Origin of the sequence: Brasilonema sennae CENA114, assembly GCF_006968745.1 — a bacterium.
GTDB lineage: Bacteria > Cyanobacteriota > Cyanobacteriia > Cyanobacteriales > Nostocaceae > Brasilonema > Brasilonema sennae.
On the sequence record NZ_CP030118.1, the window covers coordinates 4,811,938 to 4,828,574 of the forward strand.

Annotated in this window: 12 protein-coding genes; 6 read left to right on the forward strand and 6 right to left on the reverse strand. The window is 42.2% G+C overall.

Annotated features, from left to right (window positions below):
* The first annotated feature begins 251 nt into the window (after positions 1–251).
* From DP114_RS20275 to DP114_RS20290, 4 genes are all read left to right on the forward strand, one after another.
* Positions 252–1,292, forward strand: coding sequence for an ABC transporter ATP-binding protein (locus DP114_RS20275; RefSeq protein ID WP_171976970.1), 1,041 nt, complete (start codon positions 252–254; stop codon positions 1,290–1,292).
* A gap of 212 nt (positions 1,293–1,504) precedes the next feature.
* Positions 1,505–3,610 carry a M3 family metallopeptidase gene (locus DP114_RS20280; protein WP_171976971.1) on the forward strand — a complete coding sequence of 702 codons (2,106 nt, stop codon included), beginning with the start codon at positions 1,505–1,507 and terminating at the stop codon, positions 3,608–3,610.
* Positions 3,611–4,597: 987 nt separating this feature from the next.
* Positions 4,598–5,437: a hypothetical protein gene (locus DP114_RS20285; RefSeq protein ID WP_169265472.1), complete on the forward strand. Its 840-nt coding sequence runs from the start codon at positions 4,598–4,600 to the stop codon at positions 5,435–5,437.
* A 307-nt stretch (positions 5,438–5,744) separates the two neighbouring features.
* On the forward strand, positions 5,745–5,999 hold the full coding sequence (locus DP114_RS20290; protein ID WP_169265473.1) for a hypothetical protein: 255 nt from the start codon (positions 5,745–5,747) through the stop codon (positions 5,997–5,999).
* A 287-nt stretch (positions 6,000–6,286) separates the two neighbouring features.
* Here the strand turns inward: DP114_RS20290 and DP114_RS20295 are convergent, their stop codons facing one another.
* The 5 genes from DP114_RS20295 to DP114_RS20315 all read right to left on the reverse strand — a co-directional run bounded on the left by DP114_RS20295 (position 6,287) and on the right by DP114_RS20315 (position 11,398).
* Positions 6,287–7,711 carry an HlyD family secretion protein gene (locus DP114_RS20295; RefSeq protein ID WP_171978244.1) on the reverse strand — a complete coding sequence of 475 codons (1,425 nt, stop codon included), beginning with the start codon at positions 7,709–7,711 and terminating at the stop codon, positions 6,287–6,289.
* A 67-nt stretch (positions 7,712–7,778) separates the two neighbouring features.
* The gene (locus DP114_RS20300; protein WP_171976972.1) at positions 7,779–9,932 is read right to left on the reverse strand and encodes a peptidase domain-containing ABC transporter; all 2,154 of its coding nucleotides are present in this window, start codon (positions 9,930–9,932) and stop codon (positions 7,779–7,781) included.
* A gap of 285 nt (positions 9,933–10,217) precedes the next feature.
* Entirely contained in the window at positions 10,218–10,451 is a 234-nt protein-coding gene (locus DP114_RS20305; RefSeq protein WP_171976973.1) for a hypothetical protein, read from the reverse strand.
* Positions 10,452–10,690: 239 nt separating this feature from the next.
* Positions 10,691–10,924, reverse strand: coding sequence for a hypothetical protein (locus tag DP114_RS20310; RefSeq protein ID WP_169265475.1), 234 nt, complete (start codon positions 10,922–10,924; stop codon positions 10,691–10,693).
* Positions 10,925–11,164: 240 nt separating this feature from the next.
* On the reverse strand, positions 11,165–11,398 hold the full coding sequence (locus DP114_RS20315; protein WP_171976975.1) for a hypothetical protein: 234 nt from the start codon (positions 11,396–11,398) through the stop codon (positions 11,165–11,167).
* Between the two features lie 699 nt (positions 11,399–12,097).
* Between DP114_RS20315 and DP114_RS20320 the strand changes: the two genes are divergently transcribed.
* Together DP114_RS20320 and DP114_RS20325 are read left to right on the forward strand one after the other, a co-directional pair.
* Positions 12,098–12,910 (forward strand): ABC transporter permease, encoded by an 813-nt coding sequence (locus DP114_RS20320; protein WP_169265476.1) that lies wholly within the window; start codon positions 12,098–12,100, stop codon positions 12,908–12,910.
* Between the two features lie 308 nt (positions 12,911–13,218).
* Positions 13,219–15,087 (forward strand): bifunctional serine/threonine-protein kinase/formylglycine-generating enzyme family protein, encoded by a 1,869-nt coding sequence (locus DP114_RS20325; RefSeq protein ID WP_169265477.1) that lies wholly within the window; start codon positions 13,219–13,221, stop codon positions 15,085–15,087.
* A gap of 114 nt (positions 15,088–15,201) precedes the next feature.
* On the opposite strand, the gene DP114_RS20330 is transcribed toward DP114_RS20325, so the two are convergent.
* On the reverse strand, positions 15,202–16,203 hold the full coding sequence (locus DP114_RS20330; RefSeq protein ID WP_171976976.1) for a DUF1517 domain-containing protein: 1,002 nt from the start codon (positions 16,201–16,203) through the stop codon (positions 15,202–15,204).
* Positions 16,204–16,637: the final 434 nt, after the last annotated feature.

The following is a 16,637-nucleotide window of genomic DNA, read 5'->3' on the forward strand; positions in this document are numbered from 1 at the left end:
CAAGCATATAATTATAGCAGTTTGAACTTGAGTGAAATACAGTATCTTTTCTAAACTTCTTCGGAAGTTGAATGAATAGAAACAATAGTTAAACGCTTATCTTGATTGCAGATTTAAGATCTTAAATTGGAGACAAAGTAGTAAAAAATAGGGCAAGAGATGGAACTAACCGAAATATGGGCTATTCTTTCCCATTTGGCAACTTACAAAAATGTTACACTTAAAGACAAATCGTCCCTATATGACGGCTTATGTCTCCAGAATCTCCCGTATACCGTGACAATAGTGCAAGTGACTATAGTATAATATCGGTTCAAAACCTGAGTAAATTATATCCTGTCGCTGTTAAGGAACCAGGTATTGTCGGGACACTTACCCACTTTTTCCGCCGCACTTACCGACAAATCAAAGCAGTTGAAGATGTTTCCTTTGAAATTGCACCTGGTGAGGTGGTGGGCTTTTTGGGACCAAATGGCGCTGGTAAAACCACGACATTGAAAATGCTCACAGGGCTGATTCATCCATCTATTGGTCAAGTTAGAGTGGCTGGACACGTTCCGTTTCGTCGCCAGGAAGCGTTTTTGCAAAAAATTACCCTGGTGATGGGGCAAAAACAGCAACTACTATGGGACTTGCCTGCTCTAGATTCTCTCAAGATTAATGCTGCTGTCTACAACATTTCTGACAAAGAGTTCCGCCACCGGGTGGGGGAATTAACCGAGATGCTATCGCTGGAAGGAAAACTAACCCAGCCTGTGCGGAAGCTGTCTTTAGGTGAACGAATGAAGGCGGAATTGTTAGCAGCACTTTTACACCGTCCACAAGTCCTGTTTTTGGATGAACCGACACTAGGGTTAGATGTGAATGCTCAGGTGGGAGTGCGTGATTTCTTACGCGATTATAATCAGCGATATCAAGCGACGGTGCTCTTGACAAGCCATTACATGGCAGATATCACGGCTTTGTGTCAGCGGGTACTGCTGATTCACCAAGGACATTTGATCTATGACGGTAGTTTAGATGGCTTGCAGGAACGTTTTGCCCCTTACCGGGAAGTTCATTTGGAGTTAACCAATGAGTTGCCCAAAGAGAAGCTGATGTTATACGGTGATGTACGACAAATAGAAGGGCGCTCTGTGTGTTTTATGGTACCACAAGAGGCACTCACTCGCACTGTCGCAAAGATCTTAGCAGATTTGGAGATTGTAGATTTGACCGTGACAGAACCGTCAGTTGAAGAAGTGATTGGGCAAGTTTTCCAAGCGGGAGTGGTCGTAGCACCTAGTCAATAAGGTGTTTGGTTGGTTACTGCAATCCGACCGTGCCCTTTGTTGATTTGCGCTATAGGTCTGACTGACCAAATTATGATGTCAGTACGGTTGTTACTACTTTTACTTGGGAAGAATCTGCAATAGAGAAAGCTATTGCTACATTAGATGATATATAAAGAAGAAAAAGAAAAATCGCTTTTTACTGCGTATTGACCCGCTCCTCAGATCAAACTATGAGTACAAATACCATTATTTCCAAGAATCCTTTACTAAAAGGCTCTGGTTTGCCTTCCTTTGGGGAGATTTCAGCAGAGTCTGTTGTACCAGCATTTAACCAACTGCTGGCAGAACTCGATCAGGAACTTACGACTTTAGAAGCTAATGTAAAACCTACTTGGAACGGTTTAGTAGAACCTCTGGAAAAGCTGACAGAAGGCCTGAATTGGAGTTGGGGAATTGTAAGCCATTTGATGGGTGTGAAAAATAGCTCCGAACTTCGCGAGGCATACGAAAGCGTACTACCGCACGTCGTGCAATTTTCCAACAAGCTCGGTCAAAGCCAACCAATTTATAATGCCTTTAAGGCACTCCGTGCCAGTGATGCTTGGGCAAAACTTGAGGAGTCTCAACAGCGTATTGTAGAAGCGGCGATCCGAGATGCTGAACTTTCTGGCGTTGGTTTGCAGGGCGAAGCAAAGGAACGTTTTAATGCCATTCAGATGGAGTTGGCAGAACTGTCTACCAAGTTTTCCAACCATGTGCTAGATGCAACCAAAGCGTTTAGTATGACTTTGACAAATCCAGAAGAAATCGAGGGTTTACCTCCCAGTTTAGTGAGTTTAGCCGCACAAGCAGCACAGGCTGCAGGCGAAGAAAATGCTACTCCAGAAAATGGCCCTTGGCGGATTACTTTGGACTCGCCCAGTTATGGTCCTTTCATGCAGCATAGCACTCGACGGGATTTGCGGGAAAAACTATACAGAGCCTTTATTAGCCGTGCTTCTTATGGTGAGTTGGATAACAACCCGTTAATTGAACGCATTTTGGAGTTGCGTCAAGAACTAGCAAAACTACTTGGCTTTGAAACATATGCTGAATTAAGCTTAGCCAGTAAAATGGCTCCTAATGTTCAAGCAGTTGAGTCCTTATTAGAAGAAATGCGTCGTGCTAGTTATGATGCTGCTATTAAGGAATTGAAAGAACTCAAAGCCTTTGCTGGATCTAAGGGTGCACCAGAAGCAAACGATTTGCAGCACTGGGACATTAGTTTTTGGGCAGAACGTCAACGAGAAGAAAAATTTGCTTTCACGGCTGAAGAATTACGCCCTTATTTCCCACTTCCTCAAGTGCTGGATGGCTTGTTTGGACTAGTGCAGCGACTATTTGGCATCACTATTACCCCGAATGATGGGCAAGCCCCAGTTTGGCATGAGGATGTGCGTTACTTCCAAATTGCTAACGAAACAGGTCAGCCAATTGCCTACTTTTACCTTGATCCCTACAGCCGTCCAGAAGAAAAACGTGGCGGTGCTTGGATGGATGTTTGTATTAACCGTGGCAAAGTCACAGAAAATGGAGTCACGACTACCCGCTTACCTGTGGCGTATTTGGTGTGTAACCAAACTCCCTCAATAGGTGATCAGCCTAGCCTCATGACTTTCAATGAAGTGGAGACTTTGTTCCACGAGTTTGGTCATGGCTTGCATCATATGCTCACCAAAGTAGAGTATGCTGCAGCCGCAGGCATCAATAACGTTGAGTGGGATGCGGTGGAATTGCCTAGCCAGTTCATGGAAAACTGGTGCTACGACAGACCAACTTTGTTCGGTATGGCGAAGCATTACCAAACTGGTGAACCTTTACCAGAACATTACTACCAAAAGTTACTAGCAGCAAAGAACTACATGAGTGGTAGTGGTATGTTGCGACAAATCCACATTAGCAGCCTTGACATAGAACTGCACCACCGCTATCGTCCGGATGGCGGCGAGACTCCAAAAGATGTGCGATCGCGCCTTGCCAAAACCACTACTGTTTTGCCACCACTACCAGAAGATTCATTTTTGTGTGCTTTCGGACACATATTTTCAGGTGGATATGCGGCTGGTTACTACAGTTATAAATGGGCTGAAGTATTAAGCGCTGACGCTTTTGCCGCTTTTGAAGAAGCTGGCTTAGATAACGAACAAGCTATAAAAGCTACAGGTAAGCGTTATCGTGATACAGTGCTGGCTCTTGGTGGTAGTAAGCATCCAATGGACGTATTTAAGTCGTTCAGGGGTCGTGAACCCAGTACTGAAGCTTTGCTCAAGCATAATGGCTTAGTAGCAGCAGCGTAACTCTCAAAACCTCAGTTAGTTATACCCATTTGTGTAGCTAACTGAGGAAACATGAATCATATCATGCCCGGATGAATACTTGTGAGCCAGCGCGGTCTTGGGGAGCCAGCACTGCAGGAGGGTTTCCCTCCGTAGGTGTCTGGCGTTGGTTTCCCCCATGAGCGACTGGCGAACCCCGAAGGGGTAAAAAATCAAGAACCTCACCCCCTGTCCCCTCTGCGAACTCGCGCAGAGGGGGTTTTTGGTATTAATGAATCGGTGTTCTAGGCTTGATATCAAAACAAAAAGCGACAATATTATTTTGAGGCTGCTGAATAAGAACTGCTGACTAAGCCTGCCATAGCTGACTTAGTCGAGCAGAGGAACTACTTGAAAAACAAACTTAGTGTGGCTGAACTCTAGCAGTACCTGTGTTCATTATTCCCTAACGTTTTTTCGTAAATAATAATACCAGTCTTAAAAAAGAATGCGACAGATACACATTCCCAAACCCTTGTTTCGTCTAGGCTTTTTTGCGGATTTCATGAGCGAATTTTGAATTTTGAATTGGTATAATTACTTTTTACCACCAAAAGATTACTGATTTTCAAATCGCACCATGCGCACAGAACGCAGAGAAAATACGCTTCGCTTGATAGGTAATTTTAGAGTGGGAAGGGAGTAAGAAATTTGATTGGTGTTTTCACGAAGTTTTGGTACAAAAAATTTTTATCGTCACTTTACAAAAAAGATTACTAAATACTTAGCTTTATTTGTTAACATTATTACTTAAAAGCACAGTAAAAAATAAGAGCTATACCATCGTCAGACCACAGGTTTTCTTACTGGCATTTTGGTGCAAATAAGTTACTTTATCTACCCAATCAAAGAATAACTGCAGACACAGCAGATTACACGCTTTGAATTTTCAAAGCAGATTTATGCTGCTTAGGGATTTTGATACACCCAGTGACCCAACCTAATGACTAAGTTTAGACAAGGAATTGTATGAAACAACATTTGCGTTTTATTCGGCGTGTGCTGTTCGTTACGCCATTAATGGCTAGTTCTGCCTTAGTAGCAGCACCTAGTCAAGCTGCTACTTTTGCTTACTCTCAAGGTGACTTCGATTTTACTAACTTTAGTCAAAGACCTTTGACGATAGCAACTGATGTTAACGCCAATACCCTTGCTATTGGCAAAGGTGGTATGGTCAAAGCTTTATCTCAAGCAACAGCAACTTTTGTAACTCGTCCTACTTCAGAAGCATCCAATTTTTCTTTGAGCCAAGCTTTGGGAGAAGGTAGAGATTATTTAGGACAAGCAAATACTCAGGCTACAGTTATCGGTCATTTCGTTGTAGATGCAAATACACAATGGTCTGTTGACTTTAGAACAAATTTAAACCTGGAAACATCAATAGATAATCCACCAGCAGAAAATGCAAGAGCCGCCGGAGATATATCTTTCGCATTGATCGACACCACGAATAACACTATCTTAGATTTCTTCGACTTAACAGGAAATGTAGAGACTCTAGGCGATAACGATTTTATCGCATTTCAAAAAAGCGACAATGTGAGTTTGAATAATCCACTCACCACGTCTAATTTTGGAGGAAATCAAGAATCTGCTACAGCTTCCATTCAGGGTTCTGTGCAACGTTATTTTGCCAACGAAACAAATGTCGCTTTAATAGAAGTTAAGAAAAATCGGGCTAGAGTAGTAGTACCAGAACCTTCTACTACTCTGGCTTTACTGTCCTGTTGTAGCCTTCTTGGGGTAGTCACTAAAGCTAAACGTAAAGCAATGACTTTAGTACGCTCATTCAAAGAAAAGAACTGCTAAAGGTTAATACGCTATAGTGACCAAAAGCGATGATGCAGACTTTTGGTCACTCTATCTGTATCCACCAACTGATACTGAATAGTAAAACGCAAGTGTGTTTGATACAGATATGCTTGTTTGTATTTCTCCTTTGCCCTTTAACTGAAAAGTATTGGCCAAGGAAGCGTTAGACCGATTTATCGAAACATTGGAAAACTTGCATACCAGCTAGCTTGGCTCTCTGTCGCTACAATTTTCCTTCAATTCAGGGTGCACCGCACAAGGAAGGAGCATCTCTCCCGAAAAATACTTGCAGCTGCTGCACGCAATGGGAATCAACAGTGGGGGCTTGATTGGTGGTGGTGTGTTTGGAGTTGGGGATTTTCGCAAACGCGCGATCACTAATCCTCCAACAACCATCAGTACACCACCACTGTCGCTTGCACAGCTAAAAACCATAAGTTTGTGGATCGCTGGACGTTGTGATTCTAGTGCACGACCCACTGAAATCAATGCAGTACTAGTTGCAGATGTCACCAGTGCTACCCCACCAATGCTCACTGCAAATATTCCCAGAGTGTAGGCACTAACAGAAATTACTTCTAGAAATTCGTCTTTGGTTATCATGAAAAAGTGCGCCCAAAAATTGATTTGTTCCAGGTTACTATTTGCACTTACTATTTGGTGTGATTAAACACATCTACTACTTGTCGCCTTTGGCGGACACCATCGGTAATAGATTAAAAAAGCGTGCATTTTGTCAATAAGTGTATATAAGGAAATAATTAGATATAAAAATGATAATCAAAACATTAGAGAGGGAAGAGTCGAGCTAATGTTTTGATTATCATCTAGGATTGCTATAGCTACTCACAAATCCGTTATTAATCTTGCCTTTCTCAAGAGATATTGCAGCGCTGTCTCTTCTCTAGAAATAATATCAGCTATTGCAGACATCCCAGCTTGAAGATGACATTTGTAGTCACCATGTCCGAAAGAAAGTGTTTCTGGTTTTACTGTGACTTCAAAGTTGCTATTACCAGCAGTTGAAGAACCAGTGCTTCCTGTACCTGAATTGCTCCCAGATGTTATGGCGTCTGGAGAAATGGTGCTAACAGTACCTTTAAGAGTGCCGTAATCAGGATAGGGACAAGCATCAACTCGCAATTGCACATTTTGAGCAACTGCGACTTTTCTAACATCAGCAGAAGGAATTATAACTTTAATGACTAGAGGAGCATTAAGAGGAACAATTTGGGCAATAGGTTCACTAGTACGGACAACTTGACCAGGGTTATAGACATTGAGTTTAAGAATAATGCCGTTACTAGTGGCACGAATAATGCTACTTTTGAGTTGAGTATCAAGTTGTTGCAGGTCTTTTCGAGATTGGTTGATTTGGTTTTGTGTTTCAGAACGCCGCTGAATTAAAGCTTCTTTTTCTTTGAGTAAAGTCGCGATCGTTGCTTGACCTTTAGCAATTTCTTGCTCAATGCGTTTTTTTGCCATCTCAACCGTTGCGTTGCTGGGATTAACAGCAGCTTTAGCTGATTTGACTTTGGCTTTGGCAATATCAACGGCTTTTTGTTGACCTTGTAGTATTAATTTTGTTTGTTCAACAACGAGTTTTTTTTGTTCAAAATCACGCCGACCAATTGCTCCAGTTTCTGACAAAAGCTGATAGCGATCGCGATCTACCATAGCAAAGTCTAAATCTACCTTGGCTTTTTGCAAGTCTGCTTCTGCTTTCTGCAAATTTGCTTCTGCACCTAGCGAGTCGCTTGTCGTTGTGATTTGTCGTTCTTGATATTCCCGTTGACTACGTGCTAATTCCGCTTTTGCAGAAGAAATGGTCTGTTCTATGACTTGCTTTTCAGCACTAACCTGAACATCTAAACTTTTGATTTGAGCATACATTTGAATAAGTTGTAACTTGCTTTGCTCAATATTGCCTTTGATCTGGCTCTTTTTGATTTGCAGTTGATCATCATTAAGGACGGCGATCGCATCTCCCTGCTTGACCATTTGATTTTCTTTTACAAAAATCTCTTTAACAGTTCCTTCTACTTCTGGTTGTACTAGCCGGAGGTCCCCTGTGGGACGCACATTAGCACTACCTTTTACTGTGACATTGTATTTTATAGAAGAGGCGAGGCTAAATATAGTAGCGACAGTTCCAACAAGAAATACTCCAGCTAAAGATGTCCAAGGACTAACAGGAGGGAGAAATCCCTCACCTTCAACTGAGGAAATTTTATGCGAAGGGAGAAGTTTTTGATTATGTGTATGCATAATGACTAATTGCTAATTGTTAATTGCTACTTGAGTTTATAAATCTCTTCTCTGAGCCATTAGCCATTAACTAAATTATCAAAAAGTCCAAATGGTCTCCTTCTTTTGAGCGTAAATCTGAAAGAGTTCCTTGAAGTTTTAATCTGCCTTGATCTAACATTACAACCCAATCAGCACGATTAATAACTTTGGGACGATGGGTAATCAAAATCGTGGTTTTACCGTGACGATGTTTAAACAGTTTATCCAGCACGAGGTTTTCGCTCACAGGGTCGAGTCCAGAGGTAGATTCATCTAAAATGAGGATTGCTGGATCTGTGGCTATAGCTCGTGCTATTGCTAGCCGTTGACGTTGTCCACCAGAAATATTTGCGCCAAATTCACCTAAAATCGTTTGATATTTCTCGGGTAAATTACTAATAAAATCATCGGCTTCTGCAATTTGGCAAGCTTGCACAATCTCCTCAAAAGCTAATTGTGGTCTTCCTATGCGAAAGTTTTCAAGAATGGAACGGCTCCAAAAGTGAGCGTCTTGAGGAACTAAAACTACCTGTTGACGCAGACAATCAAGAGGAAGGTCATCTAGGTTATACAGTCCAATACGAATATTTCCTGATTGCAGTGGATACAACCCAGCAATGACTTTAGCTAAAGTGCTTTTACCACAGCCGGATTTACCAATCAAGGCAACAACTTTTCCACCAGGGATTGTTATAGAAAAGTCTTCTAATAAGTCAAGCCGACCTGCATAGTGAAAGTTAACTTGACGACAAATAATATCGGCATTTGGTTGTATTCGAGCAAATGGCTTTTTGGCGTCATCTTCACTATGTTCTGGAGTCGCATCTATAACTTCTGTCAGGCGTTGTGTGGCAGTTTTGGCACGGGTAAATCGATCAACAAAATTAATGATAGTACTAATTAAGCCCAGGAAATTAGCATTCATCGAGTTAAATGCTAGCAATTGCCCGATACTTAAATTCTCCGCTGGGTTACTCACCAAATTACCGCCAAACCATAGTAAAACAATACTGCCAATAGCAGAAACCAAACTAGAAAAGCTATTGTTGATAATGCTAATCTGAATAGTCCGGAGTGTGACGTTAGCCAAATGGCTAAATCGGGTTTGAAATTCATCCCAAAATTGGGGTGCGGCTGTGGTACTTTTGAGAGTGAGTGCGCCTTTAAATGTTTCTACTAAAATGCCTTGTGTTTCTGCTTCTGTGACCAAAAGTTCACGAGTTTTTTGCCGTAAACTAGGCTGAAAGACTATCGTAGATAAAGTCATCACCACAGAGATGAACATCGCTACTATCGTTAGTTTCCAGCTATAGAAAACCATCAAACTCAAAGAAATGATCGCAATAAAAAATCTACTGGGTAGAGAGATAACAACTTGAGCAACTAACTGATTAATCTCGTTGATGTCTCGCAACCGACTCACAATTTCCCCACTGCGTCGAGATTCGTAGTAAGAAAGAGGTAATCGCAGAATCGCTCTTCCAAATTCTAGGACTAGTCCTAGTTGTAGACGTTGGGCAAAGTGAGCGATTAAGTTAGACTGCACCCAGGAAAGACTGCTAGCAATCAAATTCATGACTACGACGGCGATCGCCACAGTCGTCAGTAGTCTCGTATCACCACGCACCAGCACATCATCAGTTAGGAGTTGCAGCAGAAAAGGGGAAGCTAAAGAGAGTAATCCCAGAATGAAATTTAACGGCAAAGCTTGCGCTAAAATTCCGCGAAAAATCCAGACACGTCGGAAAAAACGCCAAAAGCCTCCAACCTCATCGTTCTTTTGCTCCAAAAAGCGAACTGGATCTGGCTCTACCAAAAGCATCAACCAATCCGTCCAACCCTCGGCTAAATCTTTTTTAGAAAGATAACGGATTCCTACTGCTGGATCGGCGACGACACATTTTTTGCCTTTCTTGCCGTATAAAACAACCCAATGGCACCCTTTCCAGTGAATAATTGCTGGTAAGGGCGCTTCATTCATCCGATTTAACAATTCTGCCGAAGTTCTTACATGGCGAGCTTTAAATCCGAGTGTTTCTGCCCCTCGTTTCAGCCCTAATAAAGTTGTGCCTAATTGTCCAGTACCGACTGCCTCACGGATATGATTCAGCGTAAAAGTACGTCCATGATGTCTAGCTATAGAAGCTAGACAAGCAGCACCGCAATCTTCTTCACTGTATTGTAAAATATGAGCGTATTTCATAAAGAAATGCTTGTCTCTACGTCTCCTGTGTTTGAAATCAGTGAACACTCAACACTAACCCTTACTCCCTGACTCCCTCACTCCCAGCCTACGGCACGAAGCGCCCCGTAGGGACAAAGCTCGCCGGGGGGATACTCCCCCTGGCAGACTTTGGCGCTCTTGCAACGCGCTTCACTCCCTTATCGTTGCTGTATAGCCTGGAGCAACGATAGGAACATGTGAGCCAATGCAACACTACTAAACGTTGTGACTGTTTTAAGAACTGAGCTAGCGCTTCGTTATAATTTAGTAGCTAATTACTGCGGTAATATTTAATGACGAAGTAGCCTTCTGGTCATTTGCTTCTACGCTTCCATTGACGTCAGTAGAGTAGGTGCCGTCGGCCTGCTCAGTGCTAGCTGTAGCAGTAGCTGCTAGGGTAGCTTGGTTGCTGTAAGTGGTGGAATCTGTGCTCTTAGCGTAACCGCCGACAACGCTGGTTGCTTGAGATGCTGCAATTTCAGTGAAAAGTGGATTCATGACTTTTTTCCTTGAACTAATTATTGTGAATTGAATTGATTTGACTGATATCGAGATTGGGTGTGGTAAGATTATGCACTAGCATTGGATGCAAACCATTCTTGCCCATACCTTTTGTGTTGATTTCTCTGCTCCTATCGTTGCTGTATAGCCCCCAGCAACGATAGGAACATGTGAGCCAATGCAACACTACTAAACTTGTGACTGTTTTAAGAACTGAGCTAGCGCTTCGTTATAATTTAGTAGCTAATTACTGCGCTAATATTTAATGACGAGGTAGTCTTCTGGTCATCTGCTTCTACGGTTCCATTGATATCAGTAGAGTAGGTACCGTTGTCCACTTCTGTGCTAGCTGCAACAGTACCTCCAAGGGTAGCTTGGTTGCTGTAGCTGGTGGAATCTGTGCTTTTAGCGTAACCGCCGACAACGCTGGTTGCTTGAGATGCTGCAATTTCAGTGAAAAGTGGATTCATGACTTTTTTCCTTGAACTAATTAGTGTTAATTGAATTGATTTGAGTGAACGGGAGTTAGGGTGTGGTAAGATGATGCACAAGCATTGCATGCAAACCATTCTTGCCCACACCTTTTGTGTTGATTTCTCTGCTCCTATCGTTGCTGTATAGCCCCGAGCAACGATAGGAACTTGCATTGGCAATGCAACACTACTAAACTTGTCACTCTTTTAAGAACTGAGCTAGCGCTTCGTTATAATTTAGTAGCTAATTACTGCGCTAATATTTAATGACGAGGTAGTGTTCTGGTCATTTGCTTCTACGCTTCCATTGAGAGCAGTAGAGTAGGTGCCGGTGGGCACTTCTGTGCTAGCCGCAACAGTACCTCCTAGGGTAGCTTGGTTGCTGTAGCTGGTAGAATCTGTGCTTTTAGCGTAACCGCCGACAACGCTGGTTGCTTGAGATGCTGCAATTTCAGTGAAAAGTGGATTCATGACTTTTTTCCTTGAACTTAGTTGAGTTATCTGGAAACCGATGTCTTTGTTTCCGATACTGAAAATATAGCATTAAAAAATACTGCTTGAAAAGATGAAATACTTAAGTTGACGGAAACAACATGAACATTTGTACTAACGTAAGTAAGTATAAATAGTCTTTTTATTAGTTAAAAATTTTACTTTTACTTTGTCCGTTATATTACACTTATAAAATTTTTTTCTGTGTGCTAACGCTAGCATCAAGTCAGTGCAGTTTTTTACTGAGTATGTAATGATACTAAAAGCAGTACAAAGATGAAATGCTGAAGAGAATCGTAAGTTAGTAACAAAAATGACTGTAATATCATGGCTTGCAACTCAGAACTTTTATTACCTTGTCGTTTCGCCGACAATCATTTGTACGAAAAATTACCAGTAACTTAACTTTTCGCGATCGCCTCTTATGTCGTCGTAGAAGTCTAGGATTCAATGATTCAGCAGTTTTTGAAGCGACACACCTGTGATAAAGCTAGCAACAGCATTTGCCTACAGGATTTTTCCAGTGGCTACGGTGCCAAATCATGACTAGACCTCTCCAAAAATGGCTATGAAACCAATACCCCGCGCTTGCACTAAAAATCATTTTTGGAGAGGTCTACTGCGCAGTGTCATAGTCTCAACAAATGATATGATGGTGCGAAATAAAAAGAACAAAACATGAAGATAAATGTATCTCGTCAGAAACCGCGTGTCTTGACATGGCAAGCGGTTTTCTCAATGCTCATGTTTGTTTTCATGTACCTACCTATAGTGGTACTGGCGTTTTATAGTTTCAACCAGTCGCCCTACAGTGCACGTTGGCAAGGGTTGACTTTGGAATGGTATGGCAAGTTGTTTAGCGATCAGCGGATTTTATCGGCTTTAGAAAACAGTTTGATAGTAGCCTTTTGTGCAGTAGGGATTGCTGCAATACTAGGAACGTTGATGGCAGTGGGGTTGGCGCGTTATCAGTTCTTGGGTAAGAGTTTGTATCGCGGTGTTTCTTACTTACCATTGATTATTCCTGATATTGCGATCGCAGTAGCTACCCTAGTTTTTCTAGCAGCCTTTGCCATTCCCTTAAGCATCTGGACAATCGTTTGTGCTCATGTCGTCTTTTGTCTTGCCTATGTTTGTCTTGTTGTATCTTCTCAACTCACTCATTTAGATCCCCATTTAGAAGAAGCAGCACTGGATCTCGGAGCAACACCAGTGCAAGCCTTTATCAAAGTCTTGTTACCTCAGTTAATACCTGGTGTTGTCGCTGGTTGTTTACTAGCCTTTGTCCTCAGCTTAGACGACTTTCTCATTGCCAGTTTCACTGCTGGTAGTGGTTCCAACACTCTACCTATGGAAATTTTTAGCCGCATCAGAACAGGAGTTAAACCAGATATTAATGCTCTGAGTGTTATCTTGATTTTAGTCTCTGGGATTGTCGCTCTTATAGCTGAGTTAATTCGTGCGTCAGGACAAAGAAAGAATAGTCATTAGTCATTCGTCTATTAGTCATTGATCATGATCTTGATCTATTTTCCAAACGACTTGACAATATTAGGACTGTTATCATAATATTATTTTATATGATCGGAATCCTTGCGTGCATACATACTTATATTTATAAACTTCTAACTTAGAAACTTTTCACCCTACATAGGCAGATGCGCAGAACTTTTTTATCTGTGTGCTTGGTGTTGTGGGTGTGAGCAGACAGTCAGAAATGTTTGTGTAAAGATACATTTCTGTATTTGAACAGCTCAAGTTAGAGCCAACTTTGGACAAGATGCGATACATGGCTCACTATGCAAATTTGTCAAAATCCCAGTTGCTCCAATCCCTTCAACTCTGACAGCAATAGATTTTGCACCAGTTGTGGACAAAATAACTTTGGCTACTTCCTTAGAAACCGCTACCGTGTGTTGGAATTGTTAGGCGAGGGTGGGTTTAGCAGAACATATGCAACCGAAGACGTTGATAGACTAGATGCTCCATGCGTCATCAAACAGTTCTTCCCACAAATTCAGGGGACTTCAGAACGTACAAAAGCTGCACAATTGTTTAAGGAAGAAGCGAAGCGACTTTATGAACTGGGAGAAAATCACTGGCAAATTCCCAGATTACTTGCTTACTTTGAACAAGGTTCTAGTCTTTATCTGGTGCAAGAATTTATTCAAGGGCAAACTCTATTACAAGAACTCCAGCAACAACCTTTTAGTGAAGAAAAAATCCGAGATCTTTTAAAAGATTTATTACCTGTTCTCCAATTCATTCACGAGCGTAACGTTATTCATCGGGATATTAAACCAGAAAATATTATTCGCCGCCAAACTGATGGCAAACTCGTTTTAATTGACTTTGGTGGTGCGAAGCAGGTGACGCAAACCAGTTTATCAAGACAAGCTACAGTACTATATACAATCGGTTATGCACCTAGCGAGCAAATGGCTGGATTTGCTTGTCAGGCGAGCGATTTATACGCTTTAGGAGTCACTTGTGCGCGTCTTATGACTCAATGTTTGCCCATACAAAATCCCGATGGGGGACAGATTCAAGATACTCTTTACAACCCCATGAATGGTGAATGGTTATGGCGAGAGTATTTACAGGAAAAAGGGGTTACTATTGGCAATGACTTGAGGGCAATTCTGGATAAGTTGCTGAAACATTTGGCAAAAGATAGATATCAATCAGCAACAGAAGTTTTGCAAGAATTGAATGCAACAAAATTTTTTGCACAACCAATTGTGGCAATTCCTCAAGCAAAATCGTTACCATTTGAAAAACACAAAGTCACAACGCCAATTTCTGAAATAAAAGCTTCTTCAGAACTCGACTCCTTACAAACCTTTAATTTTGATGTGGTGACAGTAGACGCACAAGGTGATGAAATCAGCCGTGAGTGTCGAAATGGAAAGTTTTATGCAGAAAACTTGGGGAGCGAAGTGACGTTGGAAATGGTAGGAATTCCTGGCGATACTTTTATGATGGGTTCAAAAGACAATGAGGGGGATGGGGACGAACGTCCACAACACCAGGTGAATATCAAACCTTTTTTTATGGGCAAGTTTCCCGTCACCCAAGCACAATGGAAAGCAGTCGCAGCTTTACCTAAAGTCAAACAATCTTTAAATCCTTATCCATCAAAATTTAAAGGTGCAAATCGACCAGTTGAAAACGTTTCTTGGCACGAAGCAATAGAATTCTGTACCAGGCTATGTGCAAAAACTGGACGACAATATCGCTTACCCAGTGAAGCCGAATGGGAGTATGCTTGTCGTGCCCGAACAACGACATCCTTCCATTTTGGCGAAACAATTACGACTGAATTCGCAAACTGTAGTCAGGAGACTCAGACTTGGGAACAAAAACCCAAAAACCGAAAAGAAACAACACCTGTAGGTAGTTTTCAGGTGGCAAACGCCTTTGGCTTATACGATATGCATGGGTTAGTTTGGGAGTGGTGTGCTGATCCTTGGCACAAAAATTATGATGGCGCACCCACAGATGGATCTGTTTGGGAAGTTGGTGGCGACGATAATCGTCGCGTGCTTCGCGGTGGTTCTTGGAGTTTTAGTTCTGCGCTTTGCCGTAGCGCCAGTCGTAGCTGGAACGAACCGGATGGCGGATTGAGGATATGTGGCTTTCGAGTGGTGTCAAGTTGGTCTGTTTAGATTTGTTTGGGTGGTTTCCCTGTTCCCTGTTAAGCGTTCCCTGCTATAGTATGAAAAAATAAGGGCAGGTAAGATACCCACCCCAGAAAAGTTATTCTTTTACTACACAACGCCTTAAACTAATTTCAAATCTGGATACTCCGCGAGGACATCATCAGAGGTGAGGGTGTCACCTTCAGCTTGTGGAGTCCAAAGAACTTCGATCGCAAGCAGTTGCTCTCCAGGAATACTACCAAATTGACGTAGAGCTTGACGCAAATCGTCAGCGCTGTTAATGTCCCCTAGCTGGAGTTTACCCAAGGTTGCAGCTAGTAAAGTGACGATAATATATTCTCCAGGTCCTTCAGTGATCAGACGGGTTGGGTTGTCGAGTTCACCACCACCAGGTAAAGCATCTTTGGGAGCAGTTGCTTTGAGCTGGTTGTTCACATTAGAAAGAGTTTCTCCTGTGAATTTGCTGCGTTCTGCCAATGAGAAACGGTTGAATTGAGCTTCAGCTGCGTTTAAACGCGCTTGTTCGCTACCACCACCAGCGTAAACCCAATATTCCGGATGGCGTAGCAAAGCTAGGCTGGCTTCTTGCAGAATTTCTGCTCTACCTTCTGGGGAGTTCGTATCAGCAGTTTCTGCAATGTGGTTGAGTTCGGTTTGCAAATTACGGGCGCTACCTAACAAGCCAACTTGTAAACGAGTTACGGAAACAGAAGGGTTGCTGTTGTAGCTGACTTCGCTATTGTAACCTGCTTCACTGTCACCAGAAGCAACGCGACGGAAGCTTCGCACCAAAAAGTTAGCGATCGCAATAAAAATCAAAATGCTAAATAAACCGCCAAATCCTCCCCCAATACCCCAAAACGGAAGCAGGAAGGGAAAGCCAAAACCACCGCCAGGATAGGGAGCATAGTAACCCCCACCATAACCTCCACCTGGTGCGTAGGTGCGAGGAGAGGAGTAGGGACGGCTTGATGAGGGCATTCTGAAGGAACCACCGCCGATTCTACCCCCACTGGCGGCTAGCGCTCCATCGGTGTGACTAAATGCCAATGTAATAACAAGGCATAAGAGGAGCAGAGATTTTAAAAGGGGTTTAGTAGCTTGTTGTAGTTTTTTACGCATGACGACACAGTGGCTTGAAAAACAGTATTGGTTATCTTTTCTCCCTATGCTGGTTGGAGTTTTGTACTTGTTCAATAACGCCAGCCCGTAGCCTTAAACAGTCGTTGGCACTCTTTATGCCAGTACAGACTACATTTCCAATTTACCGTCTACCGTATTGCACGGGCAGCATGCTTTGGGCGGATTTCTGGAGTAGATAACCGTACCTGACAAGTTATTGAAGCTTCTAAATTCAATATTCACAAAGCCAGTTCCTTCTCTGTTGTACCAGAATTGCTCTGTGCACAAGTTTTTGTTTTTACTTTTTTTTCATTTTAAAAAATAATTTTCATAGCTTTTTCATAATTATTGAAAATTTGCAAATCAACCAAATACTTTGTATATTTTCTCACTATACTTGTCTTGAGAGTAAAGAGTATAAATAATTTTATTTT

Excerpts from the sequence above, each read along its gene's own strand:
- DP114_RS20275 (WP_171976970.1), top strand. The coding sequence starts at position 252 with ATGTCTCCAGAATCTCCCGTATACCGTGACAATAGTGCAAGTGACTAT.
- DP114_RS20280 (WP_171976971.1), top strand. The coding sequence starts at position 1,505 with ATGAGTACAAATACCATTATTTCCAAGAATCCTTTACTAAAAGGCTCT.
- DP114_RS20285 (WP_169265472.1), top strand. The coding sequence starts at position 4,598 with ATGAAACAACATTTGCGTTTTATTCGGCGTGTGCTGTTCGTTACGCCA.
- DP114_RS20290 (WP_169265473.1), top strand. The coding sequence starts at position 5,745 with ATGGGAATCAACAGTGGGGGCTTGATTGGTGGTGGTGTGTTTGGAGTT.
- DP114_RS20300 (WP_171976972.1), bottom strand. The coding sequence starts at position 9,932 with ATGAAATACGCTCATATTTTACAATACAGTGAAGAAGATTGCGGTGCT.
- DP114_RS20305 (WP_171976973.1), bottom strand. The coding sequence starts at position 10,451 with ATGAATCCACTTTTCACTGAAATTGCAGCATCTCAAGCAACCAGCGTT.
- DP114_RS20310 (WP_169265475.1), bottom strand. The coding sequence starts at position 10,924 with ATGAATCCACTTTTCACTGAAATTGCAGCATCTCAAGCAACCAGCGTT.
- DP114_RS20315 (WP_171976975.1), bottom strand. The coding sequence starts at position 11,398 with ATGAATCCACTTTTCACTGAAATTGCAGCATCTCAAGCAACCAGCGTT.
- DP114_RS20320 (WP_169265476.1), top strand. The coding sequence starts at position 12,098 with ATGAAGATAAATGTATCTCGTCAGAAACCGCGTGTCTTGACATGGCAA.
- DP114_RS20325 (WP_169265477.1), top strand. The coding sequence starts at position 13,219 with ATGCAAATTTGTCAAAATCCCAGTTGCTCCAATCCCTTCAACTCTGAC.
- DP114_RS20330 (WP_171976976.1), bottom strand. The coding sequence starts at position 16,203 with ATGCGTAAAAAACTACAACAAGCTACTAAACCCCTTTTAAAATCTCTG.